Genomic DNA, 13,234 nt, shown 5'->3' on the forward strand with positions numbered 1-13,234 from the left:
CTCAGCAAACTATTTTTTGCGCACCACAACGAATGATTCAAACTACCGGTGCGATAACCTCTCTTCGAAGAGAGAGGTTATCCAAAAGAAGGTAGAATCAGGCGCGATCCACCGTAAAGGCAATCACATCGGCGATACTTTCAGCGCCCAGCGCCAGCATCACCAGACGATCCACGCCTAGCGCCACGCCGGAGCAGTCGGGCAGCCCCACTTTCAACGCATCCAGCAGGTTAGTATCGATAGGCTGCTGCGGCAGGTCACGCGCAGCACGCTTGCGGTTATCCTGCTCAAAACGCAGTTGCTGTTCGCGGGCGTCGGTCAGCTCATGGAAGCCGTTCGCCAGCTCCATCCCCTTGAAATAGACCTCGAAGCGTTCCGCCACGCGGTGATCTTCGGTACTGATCTGCGCCAGCGATGCCTGGCTTGCCGGGAAGTGATAGACAAATGCCGGGCGATCTTTGCCGATATGCGGCTCGACGCCCATGGCAAATAGCAGCTGCAGCAGGGTATCGCGATCTTCTTCGGTATCGGCGATATTGCTGAGATCCAGCTTCGCCGCGACCTCGCGCAGCTGAGCTTTGTCCGCCGACAGCGGATCAATGTCCAGATGACGCTGGAACGCCTGCTGATAGGAGAGACTCTCTGCCGCCGGGCAGTCCAGTACCTGCTGAAGCAGATCGTCCACCTCATTCATCAGACGGTACATATCGTAATGCGGGCGATACCACTCCAGCATGGTGAATTCCGGGTTGTGGTGACGCCCCATCTCTTCATTACGGAAGCTGCGACACAGCTGATACACCGGGCCACAGCCCGCCGCCAGCAGGCGCTTCATATGGTATTCCGGGCTGGTCATCAGATAGAGATTGATTCCCTGAGAATGGCCTGGGCCAACAAAACGGGTCTCAAACGGGAACAGATGCACATCCGTTACCGTCGCCTGGCTCATACAGGGCGTCTCCACCTCCAGTACGCCGCGATCTGCGAAAAAACGCCGAATTTCGGCCATGATCGCTGCACGTTTTAATAAGTTGGGGATGGAAGCGCTCGGCTGCCAGGTGGCCGTTTCGCTCATAGTCAATTCTCCAGTTTCAGACAAGGGCACGAAGTCTACGCGTATCCGTGCAGCGAGACAAATTTTGCGCAGCAAATACCTTCCGGCGGCGCTCAAGCACGTTTTCGTGACGAGTCTCATCAATCTCAATGATAAATCAGCGCACAGAACAGCAAAAAAATCGAACACATCAATTTTCCCTGCATTTCCCACGGTTATACTGTTTTGGCATAAAAAGGAGCAGTGAAACGCTTCCGCCTGCGCCGTTTTCGACATAAAACTCACCGTTGTACGGCAGGGTGGATAACAATAATCTGGAGGAATGTCGTGCACACTTTTCAGGCCGATCTTGTCGTCATTGGCGCAGGCGGTGCAGGATTGCGCGCTGCCATTGCCGCAGCACAGGCGAACCCGAGCGCTAAAATCGCACTGATTTCAAAAGTCTATCCCATGCGCAGCCACACGGTTGCCGCCGAGGGAGGGTCCGCCGCCGTGGCGCAGGACCATGACAGTTTTGAATACCATTTTCACGATACCGTCGCCGGAGGCGACTGGCTCTGCGAGCAGGATGTCGTAGATTATTTTGTGCATCACTGCCCCACCGAAATGACCCAGCTGGAGCAATGGGGCTGTCCGTGGAGCCGCCGTCCCGACGGCAGCGTTAACGTCCGCCGCTTTGGCGGGATGAAAATAGAACGCACCTGGTTCGCCGCCGATAAAACCGGCTTCCATATGCTGCATACCCTCTTCCAGACCTCCCTCCAGTTCCCGCAAATCCAGCGCTTCGATGAACATTTCGTCCTCGACATCCTTGTGGATGAGGGAAAAGCCCGTGGCCTGGTGGCGATGAACATGATGGAAGGGACGCTGATGCAGATCCGCGCGAATGCGGTGGTCATGGCGACCGGCGGCGCGGGCCGCGTCTATCGCTATAACACCAACGGCGGCATCGTGACCGGCGATGGTATGGGCATGGCACTGGGCCACGGCCTGCCGCTGCGCGATATGGAGTTTGTCCAGTATCACCCGACCGGCCTGCCCGGCTCTGGGATCCTGATGACCGAAGGCTGTCGCGGCGAAGGCGGTATCCTGGTCAATAAAGATGGCTACCGCTATCTGCAGGATTACGGCATGGGCCCGGAAACCCCGCTCGGCGAGCCGAAGAACAAATATATGGAGCTGGGCCCGCGGGATAAAGTCTCCCAGGCCTTCTGGCACGAGTGGCGCAAAGGCAACACCATCCCAACCCCACGCGGGGACGTGGTCTACCTTGACCTGCGCCATCTCGGCGAGAAAAAGCTCCTCGAACGCCTGCCGTTTATCTGTGAGCTGTCGAAAGCCTACGTCGGCGTCGACCCGGTCAAAGAGCCGATCCCGGTCCGTCCGACCGCCCACTACACCATGGGCGGTATTGAAACTAACCAGCAGTGTGAAACCCGAATTCAGGGGCTGTTTGCGGTGGGTGAATGCTCCTCCGTGGGCCTGCACGGCGCTAACCGTCTCGGCTCTAACTCACTGGCAGAGCTGGTGGTGTTTGGCCGCCTGGCCGGGGAACAGGCCATTGAGCGGGCCTCCACCGCCGGAGAAGCCAACGGCGCGGCGCTGGACGCGCAGGTTGCCGATATCGAACAGCGCCTGAAACAGCTGGTGAATCAGCAGGGCAACGAGAGCTGGGCGAAGATCCGCGATGAGATGGGCCTGTCGATGGAAGAGGGCTGCGGTATCTACCGGACGCCGGAGCTGATGCAGAAAACGGTCGACAAACTGGCGGAGCTGCAGGAGCGTATGAAGCGCGTGCGCATTACCGATACCTCCAGCGTGTTCAACACCGATCTGCTCTATACCATAGAGCTGGGTCACGGTCTTAACGTGGCGGAGTGTATGGCCCACTCGGCTCTGGCGCGTAAAGAGTCGCGCGGAGCGCACCAGCGCCTGGACGAAGGCTGTACCGAACGCGATGACGTAAATTTCCTCAATCACACCCTCGCCTTCCGCGACGCGGCCGGCAACACGCGCCTGGAATACAGCGATGTGAAGATCACCACCCTGCCACCGGCAAAACGCGTCTACGGCGCAGAAGCGGAAGCGGCCGACAAGAAGGAGACGGCGAATGGCTGAGATGACAACCCTGAAGATTGAGGTGGTGCGCTACAACCCGGAAGTGGACACCGCCCCGCACAGCGCGTTCTACGATGTGCCTTTTGATGAGCAAACCTCGCTGCTGGACGCGCTGGGCTATATCAAAGATAACCTCGCCCCGGACCTGAGCTACCGCTGGTCGTGCCGAATGGCGATTTGCGGCTCCTGCGGCATGATGGTCAACAAAGTGCCGAAGCTGGCCTGCAAAACTTTCCTGCGCGAATACACCCGGGGAATGAAAGTCGAGGCGCTGGGCAACTTCCCCATCGAGCGCGATCTGGTGGTCGATATGACCCACTTTATCGAAAGTCTGGAAGCCATTAAGCCGTATATCATCGGCAACCCGCGTACGCCGGATCAGGGCCCCAATACCCAGACGCCCGCGCAGATGGCGAAGTATCACCAGTTCTCCGGCTGCATCAACTGCGGTCTGTGCTACGCCGCCTGTCCACAGTTTGGTCTGAACCCTGAGTTTATCGGCCCGGCGGCGATTACCCTGGCGCACCGTTATAACGAAGACAGCCGTGATAACGGTAAGAAACAGCGTATGGGGCAGCTTAACGGCCAGAACGGCGTGTGGACCTGCACCTTTGTCGGCTACTGCTCAGAGGTGTGTCCGAAGCATGTCGACCCGGCTGCCGCCATTCAGCAGGGCAAAGTGGAAAGTTCGAAAGACTTTCTTATCGCCACCCTGAAACCACGCTAAGGAGTGCATGATGACGACTAAACGTAAAGCGTATGTACGGCCGGTGCCGTCCAACTGGTGGCAGCAGCTGCCGTTTTATCGCTTTTATATGCTGCGTGAGGGAACGGCGGTGCCAGCGGTCTGGTTCAGCATCCTGCTGATTTCCGGTCTGTTCGCACTGAAGCACGGGCCTGAAAGCTGGGCGAGCTTCGTCGGTTTCCTGCAAAACCCGATCGTGGTTGTGCTGAATATCATCGCCCTCGCGGCGGCGCTGCTGCATACGAAGACCTGGTTCGAGCTGGCGCCGAAAGCAGCCAATATTATTATCAAAGGCGAGAAAATGGGGCCAGGGCCGGTTATCCGTGCGCTCTGGGTGGTGACGGCTATCGTTACCGCGGTCATTCTGTTTGTCGCCCTGTACTGGTAAGGAGAGCCCGATGATCAATCCTAACCCTAAACGTTCCGACGAGCCGGTATTCTGGGGCCTGTTTGGCGCAGGCGGCATGTGGGGCGCGATTATTACGCCGGTAATGGTGCTGCTGGTGGGTATTCTGCTGCCGCTGGGCCTCGCCCCGGAAGGCGCTTTCAGCTATGAACGCGTTCTGGCCTTCGCCCAGAGCTTTATTGGCCGTGCCTTTATCTTTCTAATGATTGTGCTGCCGCTGTGGTGCGGCCTGCATCGCATTCATCACGCCATGCACGATCTGAAGATCCACGTGCCGCGTGGCGAGTGGGTGTTCTATGGTCTGGCGGCAATCCTGACCATTGTCACGCTGGTCGCCATTATCACTCTGTGATCCCGCCTGTCACTCTGGCCTGTCACTCTGGCCTGCCCTCCGGCAGGCCTTTTTATTGCCCGCTTTTTCCTTGCCGTCATCTACACTTAACTAAAAAACAGCAAGGATATCCCGATGCGTATTTTACCCGTTATCGCCGCCGTAACCGCTGCGTTGCTGGTGGTTTCCTGCAGCTCCCCAACCCCGCCTCAGGGCGTCACCGTCGTCAGCCAGTTCGATGCTAATCGTTACCTTGGAAAATGGTATGAAATCGCCCGTTTCGATCACCGCTTTGAGCGTGGCTTAGAGCGTGTTACGGCCACCTACAGCACCCAGGATGACGGCGGCATTCAGGTGATAAACCGGGGCTATAACCCGGAGAGAGGAATGTGGCAGCAGTCGATCGGGAAAGCGTACTTTACCGGCTCGCCGGACCGTGCCGCACTGAAAGTGTCGTTCTTCGGCCCGTTCTACGGCGGATACAATATTATCGCGCTCGATAAAGACTACCAGCACGCGCTGGTCTGCGGGCCGGATCGCGACTATCTGTGGATCCTCTCCCGCACGCCGACGATCTCCGCCGACGTGAAGCAGCAGTTACTGGATACCGCGACCCGGCGGGGCTTTGACATCAACAAGCTTATCTGGGTGGAACAGCCCCATTAATGGGTGCTGAGTTTCAGCCCGATAATCCCGCAAACAATCAGCGCCAGGCTGGCAATTCGCGCCAGGCTGGCGGATTCACCTAACAGCAGGATGCCGGTAATCGCCGCGCCTACTGCGCCAATCCCCGTCCAGATAGCGTAAGCGGTGCCGACCGGCAGGCTTTTCATCGCCCAGGCCAGCAGCGCAATACTCGCCACCATCGCCGTCACCGTGATAATGCTCGGCACCAGGCGGCTAAAGCCGTGGGTGTATTTCAGGCCAACGGCCCAGACCACTTCAAGCAGACCCGCAACAACAAGAATTAACCAGGACATAGAGCTCCCTTGTGGGGCCGTCCCCGGATAAAAGATACGCTTATGGGTCGTCCCATAAGGTGTATGAAGGAAACATTATTCTTACCCAGAGGCAAAATAATATCAACGGTTTTGCTTTTGCCCGTTTCCGCACTTTATTGGCAGAAATAGCGGTAGTTAGCCGCGCAACTCGCGCATTTACAACACATCGGACTTCTTTATTATGTTGCCTCACCTGGCAGGATGTTTTGAGCTGGATGCTCCTGGTTCTCTCCTGATTGCGAAGAATACATGTTTAAAATATTGCTGATTGATCGGTGCAATTTCAGCCGCTCTGGACTGGAAATGTGGCTCGATCACGTAAATTGCTTCTCTTCCCCCCTGCTGATTTCCGGCATTAATAGCTTATTGCTGGCCAAAGAGCATATTGTGCAGTGGCAGCCAAACCTGGTGATCGCCGATCTGCACGGCTTCGCCAATGAGCCGCATCAGCTGCAGCTGATCTCCTCCCTGATGTCCGCCTGTGAGAATCAGAGTCTGGTTATCCTGCTGCAGTCGGGCGATGACCCGCGTCTCAGCCAGTACCGACAGCACCTGCCGGTCTGGGCCACGCTGTCGAAGCGAATTCGTCTGGATGAGCTGACACGGATTACGGATGCGGCGCTGCGTTCGCGCCCGGAGTTTTTCAGCACCCAAATCGCCACTACCCTGCTCACTCGTCAGGAGGAGAAGGTGCTGTCGCTGTGGATGGAGGGGCAAAGCAATAACATGATTGCCAGGTCGCTGAGTATCCGTGGAAAAACGGTTTACACCTACAAGCGTAATATTCGCATGAAGCTGCACATGGATAACCGCTTCTCGCCCTTCGCCCTGTCAGGAAAGGTGGAATAACGGTACGGCAAGCTGCCGTACCGCATATGGCTTACTGCTGTGCTTTGGTGGCCGCACCCGAAATCGCGCTGCCGCCGTCAGAGATATCCTGGCCGACGCCACGGGTGGTATTGCACGCTGTTAACAGCGAAGAAAGAAGCAGAACAGAAAAGATTGCAGCAATTGTCTTCTTAACCATGATGTCTTCCTTTTGTTGTCCAATTTTGGTTAGTAGCCAAATAAGCATAGACAACTTCTCGCAAGATGGCGGGAATCAAGACAATTTTCGGAAAGTTAGAAGGGTTTAACTTGCAGCGTGTGAAATAGCGTTACCGAGGTGCTGGATATCTTCACCCATACCGCGAGCGGTATTGCAGCCAGCCAGCATTGCGCCAGCAACCAGCATTAGCACGAACAAACGAATCAGACGTTTCATCATCCCTGCCTTATTCAATAAAACGGCGCGGCCGGGAGGCCACGCCATTAAATGTTGTATACCCTGAGGTATTACTTAACGCGGGATACGTATTCGCCTGAACGAGTATCCACTTTGATCACTTCGCCGATCTGTACGAACAGCGGAACTTTAACCACGGCGCCGGTGGTCAGGGTAGCCGGTTTGCCGCCGGTACCTGCGGTATCACCTTTCAGGCCTGGGTCGGTCTCAACGATTTCCAGCTCAACAAAGTTCGGCGGGGTCACGGAGATCGGCTGACCGTTCCACAGGGTCACGATACATTCAGCCTGGTCCAGCAGCCATTTTGCGTTATCACCAACGGCTTTCTCGTCAGCGGCCAGCTGCTCGAAAGTTTCGTTGTTCATGAAATGATAGAACTCGCCGTCGTTGTACAGGAAGGTCAGGTTCATATCGACCACGTCAGCGCCTTCGGCGGAGTCGGTGGATTTAAAGGTTTTCTCTACGCGGGTACCGGTCAGCAGACGACGCAGCTTAACGCGTGCGAATGCCTGGCCTTTACCCGGTTTAACGAACTCGCTCGCTTCAACCGCATAAGGTTCGCCGTCCATCATGATTTTAAGACCGGCACGAAAATCGTTGCTATAGTAAGTCGCCATAAGGCCCTCTGAAATTGTTAACTGGTAGCTTAGCCACAAAATGGCGCACATTGTAACCCTAAACACCCCATCCAGAGAAGATTGGTTATCGCAACTCGCCGATGTTGTGACCGATCCGGATGAACTCCTGCGTCTTTTAAATGTAGACGCGGATGAAAAGTTGCTCGCCGGGCGCGAAGCCAAACGCTTATTTGCCCTGCGGGTGCCGCGCGCCTTTATTGCGCGCATGGAAAAAGGTAACCCGGACGACCCCCTGCTGCGGCAGGTCCTGACCGTGCGGGACGAGTTTATCGCCGCACCGGGATTCTCAACGGACCCGCTGGAAGAACAGCACAGCGTGGTGCCGGGACTGCTGCATAAATACCGCAACCGGGCGCTGCTGCTGGTGAAAGGCGGCTGTGCGGTCAACTGCCGCTACTGCTTCCGTCGCCATTTTCCCTATGCGGATAATCCCGGCAATAAGCGAAGCTGGCAGACCGCCCTGGACTATATCGCCGCACATCCCGAGCTGGATGAGGTCATCTTCTCCGGCGGCGATCCGCTGATGGCGAAGGATCACGAGCTGGACTGGCTGATCGAACAGCTGGAAAAGATCCCGCACGTAAAACGTCTGCGCATTCATAGTCGCCTGCCGATTGTGATCCCGGCGCGAATCACTGACGGCCTGGTTGCCCGCTTCGCACGCTCTTCGCTGCAGATCCTGCTGGTCAACCATATCAACCACGCCCGGGAAATCGATAACGCGTTTCGTGACGGTATGGCGCGACTCAGAGCGGCAGGCGTGACGCTGCTGAATCAGAGCGTGCTGCTGCGCGGCGTGAACGATAATGCCCGGACGCTGGCTGATTTGAGTAACGCGCTGTTTGATGCGGGCGTGATGCCCTATTACCTGCACGTGCTGGATAAGGTCCAGGGTGCGGCGCACTTTATGGTGAGCGATGAGGAAGCCCGCACGATTGTGCGTGAGCTGCTGACGCTGGTCTCCGGCTATATGGTGCCGAAGCTGGCGCGTGAGATTGGCGGTGAGCCCAGCAAAACGCCGATAGATTTACAGCTCAGGCAGAGCTGATTGTTCTGACCCTCTCCTGGCCGGGAGAGGGTATCAGCGTGTCCCGATCAGTTCGGGCACTTATAGACCTGGCCGCTCATTTCGCTGGCGGTCGGCACAAAGCTCGACAGCACACCCTGGCTCGGGCTGCTTACGCCGTACAGCACATTGCCGCCCATCGCCGCAGCGTTGTTACGCAGCGCATTGGCCGCACCGCGCATAGAGCCGCCTTCATCGCCGTGCTGGCCAGACAGCCAGTTGCTTTGCTTGCCGTTAGCGGTGCCTAACAGCTGGCACTCTGCACCCGGTTTATCTTCGACAAAACGAACGCCCTGCCCGCCTGCGGACAACTCATTACCGGAAGTACATCCGGCCAGCAGCAACGCGGCACCGACGATCCCTGCTGAGACTTTAACGCGCATGTTATTCCCCATTATCAATAAGCTGGACACAATTTGTTGTCCGAGTGTACACCTTATACTAAAAAGATGACCAAAAGAAAAACCCCCGGACATCTTATGTCCGGGGGTTTTTAAATTCTGGGAGCCAAACCTAAACACCCAAATCATTCTCAACGGATGCAGGGTGAACGGTTATTACATCATGCCGCCCATACCACCCATGCCGCCCATACCGCCAGCGCCACCTAAGTCAGGTGCGTCAGCTTTCGGCAGGTCGGTCACCATGCACTCGGTGGTGATCATCAGACCGGCAACAGAGGCCGCGTACTGCAGAGCAGAACGGGTTACTTTGGTTGGGTCCAGGATACCGAAGTCGAGCATGTTGCCGTACTCTTCAGTCTGCGCGTTGTAACCGTAGTTACCTTCGCCCGCTTTCACGGTGTTGGTCACTACAGACGGCTCTTCACCGGCGTTAGCAACGATCTGACGCAGCGGCGCTTCCATTGCGCGCAGCGCAACTTTGATACCCACGTTCTGATCTTCGTTCTGAGCAGTCAGGCCAGCAAGTTTAGCCGCAACGCGAACCAGCGCCACGCCACCACCAGCAACTACGCCTTCTTCTACCGCAGCACGGGTTGCGTGCAGGGCATCGTCAACGCGCGCTTTCTTCTCTTTCATTTCCACTTCGGTTGCAGCACCGACTTTGATTACCGCAACGCCGCCTGCCAGTTTCGCTACGCGCTCCTGCAGTTTTTCACGGTCGTAATCGGAAGTGGCTTCTTCGATCTGTTTGCGGATCTGAGCAACACGGCCCTGAATCGCGCCTTCTTCACCCACGCCATCGATGATGGTGGTGGTGTCTTTGTTGATCAGAACGCGTTTTGCCTGGCCCAGGTCTTCCAGAGTCGCTTTTTCCAGCTCCATACCGATCTCTTCAGAGATAACGGTACCGCCGGTCAGGGTTGCGATGTCCTGCAGCATAGCTTTACGGCGGTCGCCGAAGCCAGGTGCTTTAACCGCAGCCACTTTCACGATGCCACGCATGGTGTTAACCACCAGCGTCGCCAGCGCTTCGCCTTCAACGTCTTCAGCGATGATAACCAGCGGTTTGCCTGCTTTCGCAACGGCTTCCAGCACCGGCAGCATTTCGCGGATGTTAGAGATTTTTTTGTCAGCCAGCAGGATGAACGGGCTTTCCAGCTCAACGGCACCGGTTTCCGGCTTGTTGATGAAGTACGGGGACAGGTAGCCACGGTCGAACTGCATACCTTCAACCACGTCCAGTTCGTCTTCCAGGCCGGTACCGTCTTCAACGGTGATCACGCCTTCTTTACCGACTTTATCCATCGCTTCCGCGATCAGTTTACCTACGGTTTCGTCGGAGTTAGCGGAGATAGTACCAACCTGAGCAATCGCTTTAGAGTCAGAGCACGGTACGGACAGCGCTTTCAGCTCTTCAACAGCAGCAACGACTGCTTTGTCGATGCCGCGCTTCAGGTCCATCGGGTTCATGCCAGCAGCAACGGCTTTCAGGCCTTCAGCGATGATCGCCTGCGCCAGAACGGTTGCGGTGGTGGTACCGTCGCCTGCAGCGTCGTTCGCTTTAGAGGCAACTTCTTTCACCATCTGAGCGCCCATGTTTTCGAACTTGTCTTCCAGCTCGATTTCACGTGCTACGGATACGCCATCTTTGGTGATGGTCGGTGCGCCGAAGGATTTGTCCAGAACCACGTTACGGCCTTTCGGGCCCAGGGTCACTTTAACTGCGTCTGCCAGTACGTTTACGCCGCGCAGCATTTTCACACGAGCGTCGTTACCGAATTTTACGTCTTTAGCTGCCATTTTCTTTTCCCTTTAAATTCGTATGTTCAGTGTCGTTCGCGGATTACGCTTCAACAATGGCCAGAATGTCGCTTTCGGACATGATCAGGACTTCTTCGTTGTCGATCTTCTCGGCTTTCACGCCGTAGCCATCGTTGAAAATGACGATATCGCCCACTTTCACGTCCAGCGGCTGCACGGTTCCGTTTTCCAGGATGCGGCCTTTACCGACAGCGATGATTTCGCCACGCGTTGATTTGGCTGCAGCAGAACCGGTCAACACGATGCCGCCCGCAGATTTGGTTTCAACTTCTTTACGTTTGACGATCACACGATCATGTAACGGACGAATACTCATTGATAGCTCTCCTTTGAGAAAGTCATTATCAGTTATGGATGACGCCGGGCCCTACACGGTTTTCCGACTAGTGCCCTGAGAGATGGGGATGGGCTTCCCCCCCTTCAAGGGGCAACGGAAAAAAAATTTCGCATAATGCGATCCCCCTAATCCCCAGTAAAATCGGGGGAAATGGCGAGGTCATAAGCAGAATTGATTGTGATACCATCCGCTTCTTTACGAATGGCTGGACGGCGCGATGAGCGGACTTAAACAAGAGCTGGGACTGGCTCAGGGAATCGGCTTACTCTCTACCTCACTGCTGGGGACCGGCGTCTTTGCCGTACCGGCGCTCGCCGCCCTGGCGGCGGGAAATGACAGCCTGTGGGCCTGGCCTGCGTTGATCCTGCTGGTGTTCCCTGTCGCAATCGTCTTTGCCATCCTGGGGCGTCACTTCCCCAGCGCGGGCGGCGTCGCGCACTTTGTCGGCATGGCCTTCGGTTCAAAGCTGGAGCGCGTCACCGGCTGGCTGTTTTTATCGGTGATCCCGGTCGGCCTGCCCGCCGCGCTGCATATCGCCGCCGGTTTCTGGCAGGCGATGTTTGGCTGGCAGGGCTGGCAACTGCTGATGGCAGAGCTGGCGACCCTCGGGCTTATCTGGCTGGTAGGCAGTCGCGGCGCACGTTCCGGCGCCAACCTGCAGATGCTGATTGCCGGGCTGATTGTCGCGCTCGTTGTCGCCATCTGGTGGGGTGGCCGTTTAACCCTAACGGAGATCCCCTTCCCGGCGCTGACCGATATCGCGCCTTCCCGCCTGTTTGCCGCGCTGTCGGTGATGTTCTGGTGCTTTGTCGGCCTGGAGGCGTTCGCCCACCTGGCCTCGGAATTTAAAAACCCGGAGCGCGACTTCCCCCGGGCGCTGATGGCCGGTCTGCTGCTGGCGGGGACGGTCTACTGGGCCTGTACCGTCGCGGTGCTGCATTTCGATGCCTGGAGCGCGGACCGTGCGGCAGCGGCGTCCCTGCCGGGGATCGTGGTACGCCTGTTCGGTGAGAAGATGCTGTGGGTGGCCTGCATTATTGGCTATCTGGCCTGCTTCGCCAGCCTCAATATCTATATTCAGAGCTTCGCCCGCCTGGTCTGGTCCCAGGCGCAGGCCAGGCCGCAGAGCCGTCTGGCACAGCTGTCAGGACGACATATTCCGCTGAACGCCCTCAATCTGGTGCTGGGAAGCTGCGTGATCAGCACCCTCGCCAGCCACTGGTTTAAGATCGACCTCGATGCGCTGATCGTCTACGCCAACGGCATTTTTATCCTGATCTATCTGCTCTGTATGCTGGCCGGATGCCGCCTGCTTCAGGGACGCTATCGCCTGCTGGCGGTTATCGGCACCGGGCTGTGCGTACTGCTGCTGGCAATGGTGGGCTGGAAAAGCTTGTATGCGGTGGTAATGCTGGCGGCGCTGTGGCTGTTTTTACCCAGGCGCCGCCGGGGAGTGACTGCAGAGGATTAGCGGTCGTTATCTTTATGATCGAGGCGATCGCGCTGGTCCTCTTTGCGCTGATACTCCCCTTCAAAGGTCTGACCGTCTTCCGGGCGAGTGCTAAACCCACCGCCCGGCATCCGCGAGAAACGCAGGTGCGGCAGCAGTTTCAGCGTCAGATGCTTCTGCACCGGCGGTAACAGCAGCAGCAGGCCGAGGAAGTCGGTAAAGAAGCCGGGCAGCACCAGCAGCAGACCCGCGATGATCAGCGAGACGCTTTTGATCATCTCTTCCGCCGGGCTTTCGCCCGCCGCCATTTTCTGCTGCATCAGCAGAAAGTTTTTAAAGCCCTGGTTGCGCACCAGCGACATCCCAATCACCGAAGTGAAAATCACCAGCACCAGCGTTAACAGCACGCCGAAGATGTGCGCCACCTGGATAAAAATTGAGATCTCTATGTAAACATAGAGAAAGATGGCTAAAAGTGGGATCCAACGCACGGGGTTCTCCTGTAATAAACAGCGGCGGTCTGGCCCCTGTCGAAAGTCATTTGCAATTCGCGTTACAGAGAAATGGTGGCGAATCGC

17 protein-coding genes are annotated in these 13,234 nt (G+C 56.8%); 8 read left to right on the plus strand and 9 right to left on the minus strand.

Features of this window, described 5'->3' with window-relative positions:
* Positions 1-97: 97 nt before the first annotated feature.
* Positions 98-1,075: an elongation factor P--(R)-beta-lysine ligase gene (epmA, locus tag EDF81_RS14745; protein ID WP_123348861.1), complete on the minus strand. Its 978-nt coding sequence runs from the start codon at positions 1,073-1,075 to the stop codon at positions 98-100.
* 306 nt (positions 1,076-1,381) lie between these two features.
* Here epmA and frdA point away from each other — a divergent pair, with 306 nt between their 5' ends.
* The 5 genes from frdA to EDF81_RS14770 all read left to right on the plus strand — a co-directional run bounded on the left by frdA (position 1,382) and on the right by EDF81_RS14770 (position 5,320).
* Positions 1,382-3,172, plus strand: a complete 1,791-nt coding sequence (gene frdA, locus EDF81_RS14750; RefSeq protein ID WP_123348862.1) for a fumarate reductase (quinol) flavoprotein subunit — start codon at positions 1,382-1,384, stop codon at positions 3,170-3,172.
* Complete coding sequence (locus EDF81_RS14755; protein WP_123348863.1) at positions 3,165-3,899, plus strand: succinate dehydrogenase/fumarate reductase iron-sulfur subunit; 735 nt, start codon at positions 3,165-3,167, stop codon at positions 3,897-3,899. The genes frdA and EDF81_RS14755 overlap by 8 nt, the downstream gene beginning before the upstream one ends.
* A gap of 10 nt (positions 3,900-3,909) precedes the next feature.
* Positions 3,910-4,305 (plus strand): fumarate reductase subunit FrdC, encoded by a 396-nt coding sequence (frdC, locus tag EDF81_RS14760; protein WP_123348864.1) that lies wholly within the window; start codon positions 3,910-3,912, stop codon positions 4,303-4,305.
* Between the two features lie 10 nt (positions 4,306-4,315).
* Entirely contained in the window at positions 4,316-4,675 is a 360-nt protein-coding gene (gene frdD, locus EDF81_RS14765) for a fumarate reductase subunit FrdD (protein WP_123348865.1), read from the plus strand.
* Positions 4,676-4,789: 114 nt separating this feature from the next.
* Positions 4,790-5,320 (plus strand): lipocalin family protein, encoded by a 531-nt coding sequence (locus EDF81_RS14770; protein WP_123348866.1) that lies wholly within the window; start codon positions 4,790-4,792, stop codon positions 5,318-5,320.
* Here the strand turns inward: EDF81_RS14770 and sugE are convergent.
* Positions 5,317-5,634 (minus strand): quaternary ammonium compound efflux SMR transporter SugE, encoded by a 318-nt coding sequence (gene sugE, locus EDF81_RS14775; protein WP_123348867.1) that lies wholly within the window; start codon positions 5,632-5,634, stop codon positions 5,317-5,319. The two genes, EDF81_RS14770 and sugE, sit on opposite strands and share 4 nt — an antisense overlap.
* 270 nt (positions 5,635-5,904) lie before the next feature.
* On the opposite strand from sugE, the gene EDF81_RS14780 reads away from it, so the two are divergent.
* Positions 5,905-6,504, plus strand: a complete 600-nt coding sequence (locus EDF81_RS14780) for a LuxR C-terminal-related transcriptional regulator (protein WP_123348868.1) — start codon at positions 5,905-5,907, stop codon at positions 6,502-6,504.
* 31 nt (positions 6,505-6,535) lie between these two features.
* Here EDF81_RS14780 and ecnB read toward each other — a convergent pair whose 3' ends face one another.
* From ecnB to efp, 3 genes are all read right to left on the minus strand, one after another.
* Positions 6,536-6,682, minus strand: coding sequence for a lipoprotein toxin entericidin B (ecnB, locus tag EDF81_RS14785; protein WP_123348869.1), 147 nt, complete (start codon positions 6,680-6,682; stop codon positions 6,536-6,538).
* Between the two features lie 105 nt (positions 6,683-6,787).
* A complete protein-coding gene (locus tag EDF81_RS14790; RefSeq protein ID WP_123348870.1) occupies positions 6,788-6,922 on the minus strand; it encodes an entericidin A/B family lipoprotein in 135 nt (44 codons plus the stop codon).
* 68 nt (positions 6,923-6,990) lie between these two features.
* Positions 6,991-7,557: an elongation factor P gene (gene efp / locus EDF81_RS14795; RefSeq protein WP_123348871.1), complete on the minus strand. Its 567-nt coding sequence runs from the start codon at positions 7,555-7,557 to the stop codon at positions 6,991-6,993.
* A 40-nt stretch (positions 7,558-7,597) separates the two neighbouring features.
* Between efp and epmB the strand changes: the two genes are divergently transcribed.
* Positions 7,598-8,626 (plus strand): EF-P beta-lysylation protein EpmB, encoded by a 1,029-nt coding sequence (epmB, locus tag EDF81_RS14800; RefSeq protein ID WP_123348872.1) that lies wholly within the window; start codon positions 7,598-7,600, stop codon positions 8,624-8,626.
* Between the two features lie 47 nt (positions 8,627-8,673).
* On the opposite strand, the gene EDF81_RS14805 is transcribed toward epmB, so the two are convergent.
* The 3 genes from EDF81_RS14805 to EDF81_RS14815 form a co-directional block, all read right to left on the minus strand.
* Positions 8,674-9,027: a DUF4156 domain-containing protein gene (locus tag EDF81_RS14805; protein ID WP_123348873.1), complete on the minus strand. Its 354-nt coding sequence runs from the start codon at positions 9,025-9,027 to the stop codon at positions 8,674-8,676.
* 174 nt (positions 9,028-9,201) lie between these two features.
* Positions 9,202-10,848 (minus strand): chaperonin GroEL, encoded by a 1,647-nt coding sequence (gene groL, locus EDF81_RS14810; RefSeq protein WP_123348874.1) that lies wholly within the window; start codon positions 10,846-10,848, stop codon positions 9,202-9,204.
* A 43-nt stretch (positions 10,849-10,891) separates the two neighbouring features.
* Positions 10,892-11,185: a co-chaperone GroES gene (locus EDF81_RS14815; protein ID WP_123348875.1), complete on the minus strand. Its 294-nt coding sequence runs from the start codon at positions 11,183-11,185 to the stop codon at positions 10,892-10,894.
* A gap of 238 nt (positions 11,186-11,423) precedes the next feature.
* On the opposite strand from EDF81_RS14815, the gene yjeH reads away from it, so the two are divergent.
* Positions 11,424-12,677 carry an L-methionine/branched-chain amino acid transporter gene (gene yjeH, locus EDF81_RS14820; protein WP_123348876.1) on the plus strand — a complete coding sequence of 418 codons (1,254 nt, stop codon included), beginning with the start codon at positions 11,424-11,426 and terminating at the stop codon, positions 12,675-12,677.
* On the opposite strand, the gene EDF81_RS14825 is transcribed toward yjeH, so the two are convergent.
* Positions 12,674-13,147 carry an FxsA family protein gene (locus EDF81_RS14825; protein WP_184999498.1) on the minus strand — a complete coding sequence of 158 codons (474 nt, stop codon included), beginning with the start codon at positions 13,145-13,147 and terminating at the stop codon, positions 12,674-12,676. The genes yjeH and EDF81_RS14825 overlap by 4 nt on opposite strands.
* Positions 13,148-13,234: the final 87 nt, after the last annotated feature.

Source organism: Enterobacter sp. BIGb0383, assembly GCF_003751845.1.
Taxonomy (GTDB): domain Bacteria; phylum Pseudomonadota; class Gammaproteobacteria; order Enterobacterales; family Enterobacteriaceae; genus BIGb0383.

Coding starts and splice junctions, on each gene's coding strand:
- epmA (WP_123348861.1), bottom strand. CDS start 1,075: ATGAGCGAAACGGCCACCTGGCAGCCGAGCGCTTCCATCCCCAACTTA.
- EDF81_RS14755 (WP_123348863.1), top strand. CDS start 3,165: ATGGCTGAGATGACAACCCTGAAGATTGAGGTGGTGCGCTACAACCCG.
- frdC (WP_123348864.1), top strand. CDS start 3,910: ATGACGACTAAACGTAAAGCGTATGTACGGCCGGTGCCGTCCAACTGG.
- frdD (WP_123348865.1), top strand. CDS start 4,316: ATGATCAATCCTAACCCTAAACGTTCCGACGAGCCGGTATTCTGGGGC.
- EDF81_RS14770 (WP_123348866.1), top strand. CDS start 4,790: ATGCGTATTTTACCCGTTATCGCCGCCGTAACCGCTGCGTTGCTGGTG.
- sugE (WP_123348867.1), bottom strand. CDS start 5,634: ATGTCCTGGTTAATTCTTGTTGTTGCGGGTCTGCTTGAAGTGGTCTGG.
- EDF81_RS14780 (WP_123348868.1), top strand. CDS start 5,905: ATGTTTAAAATATTGCTGATTGATCGGTGCAATTTCAGCCGCTCTGGA.
- ecnB (WP_123348869.1), bottom strand. CDS start 6,682: ATGGTTAAGAAGACAATTGCTGCAATCTTTTCTGTTCTGCTTCTTTCT.
- EDF81_RS14790 (WP_123348870.1), bottom strand. CDS start 6,922: ATGATGAAACGTCTGATTCGTTTGTTCGTGCTAATGCTGGTTGCTGGC.
- efp (WP_123348871.1), bottom strand. CDS start 7,557: ATGGCGACTTACTATAGCAACGATTTTCGTGCCGGTCTTAAAATCATG.
- epmB (WP_123348872.1), top strand. CDS start 7,598: ATGGCGCACATTGTAACCCTAAACACCCCATCCAGAGAAGATTGGTTA.
- EDF81_RS14805 (WP_123348873.1), bottom strand. CDS start 9,027: ATGCGCGTTAAAGTCTCAGCAGGGATCGTCGGTGCCGCGTTGCTGCTG.
- groL (WP_123348874.1), bottom strand. CDS start 10,848: ATGGCAGCTAAAGACGTAAAATTCGGTAACGACGCTCGTGTGAAAATG.
- EDF81_RS14815 (WP_123348875.1), bottom strand. CDS start 11,185: ATGAGTATTCGTCCGTTACATGATCGTGTGATCGTCAAACGTAAAGAA.
- yjeH (WP_123348876.1), top strand. CDS start 11,424: ATGAGCGGACTTAAACAAGAGCTGGGACTGGCTCAGGGAATCGGCTTA.